Genomic DNA, 1693 nt, shown 5'->3' on the forward strand with positions numbered 1-1693 from the left:
GGCGACCGTCCAGGCAGCCACTGCCCGGACCACCCAGACGGCGACCGTCCAGGCAGCCGCTGCCCGGACCGTCCGGTCGCTGTCCGGACGGCGACTGTCTGGACAGCGACTGTCGGACCTGCGGCGACAGCGACTGATGTAATGCTGCTGATTCGCAGAGTAAGGATGGCCGCGGACAGGGCGTCCGATCAGCAAACGACACCCTGACAAACGGACGGTATAGCCGCGCTCACACACTGTCGGCTACAGGAGGACGCGTTGGATCCCGCCGACACGGACACGCCGACGACCGTCCAGCCAGCTCCGCCCGCCCCCGGGCCCAGCGCGACACCGGCCCCCGGGCCCAGCGCGACACCGGCCCCCGGGCCCAGCGCGACACCGGCCGCGGCCGGCGGTACGCCCGGCCGCGGCCGGCGGCGCGAGAGCCTCCGGCCGCACGCCCTGACCGGGTCGGGCTACCTCCTGCTGGCCCTGCTGCTGACCGCCCGGGTGTGGCCCGACCCGACCCGGAACATCATCGCCGGCAACCCGAACGACACCGCCCTGTACTGCTGGTGGCTGGCACACACCGCACATGCCGTCACCAGCCTGTCGAACCCCTTCGTCACGCACCTGGCGAACGCGCCGGAGGGGATAAACGCGCTGTGGAACACCTCCGTGCTGGTCCCCGGCCTGCTGCTGACGCCGGTGACCCGGGTCGCCGGGCCGGTGGCCTCCTACAACCTGCTCGTCGTGCTGGCGTTCTCGCTGTCCGCGTTCAGCGCCTACCTGTTCGCGCGGAAGCTGCGGGTGCGCGCCGCGGCGGCCGGCGTCGCCGGGCTCGTCTACGGTTTCTCGCCGGCGCTCGTCGCGGCCGGGACAGGACATCTCAGCCTGGCCCTGGCGCCGGCCGTGCCGTTGCTGCTCGGCCTTGTCGTGGACGCCGTCCGGGGGACGCGGCGGCCGGCGCGGACCGGCGTGCTGCTCGGCGTCGGCGCCGGCCTGCAACTGCTGACCGGCGAGGAGGTGCTGCTCATCACCGCGGTGACGGCCGCCGTCGGGATCGTCCTGCTGCTGGCGAGCCGGCCGGAGTATCTCCGCCGGGCCGGCGGGCCACTGCGCGCGTTGGCGATCGCCTTCCTGACCTGCCTGGCGCTGGCCGCGGTGCCGCTGTGGATCCAGTTCTTCGGGCCGTTGCGGGCCCACGGCAGCCCGTTCCTGGCGAACTTCTTCAAGAGCGACCCGACCGGCCTGTACGTCCCTTCCGAACGCCAGTGGCTCGCGACATCCGCGCAGAGCGCGCGGGCGGCCGAGTTCCCCGGCGGCGCGCCGGAGTACATGAACTTCCTCGGCTGGCCCCTGCTGATCGTGTGTCTGTGCGCCGTCGTCCTGGGCTTTCACGACCTGCGGACACGGCTGGCCGGGCTCACCGGCGCGGTGCTGGCGGTTCTCTCCCTGGGCGGGACGCTGCTGGTCAACAACGTGGAGACGGGCCTGCGGCTGCCCTGGGGCCTGGTCGCCGGCCTGCCGGTCTTCGAGGCCGCCCTGCCGAACCGGTTCTCCCTCGGCACGGCCCTGATGGCCGGGCTCGTGCTCGCCTGTGCCCTGGACCGCCTGCCCGCCCGGCTCGGCGCCCCCGGCGTCCCGGCGGCCGCCCGGTTCAGGACCGCCGGTCTCCCCGCGGCCCGGTTCAAGGCCACCGGTGTTCCAGCAA

Annotated in this window: 1 protein-coding gene; it reads left to right on the forward strand. The window is 73.6% G+C overall.

Translation table 11 applies throughout. The features are described 5' to 3' along the window. Positions 1-258 precede the first annotated feature (258 nt). Positions 259-1693 (forward strand): hypothetical protein (locus AC5LSR_RS06150; RefSeq protein ID WP_493468238.1); only part of this gene is annotated, 1435 nt, incomplete at its 3' end.

The sequence above is a fragment of the Protofrankia sp. CiP1_Cm_nod4 genome, assembly GCF_982290645.1.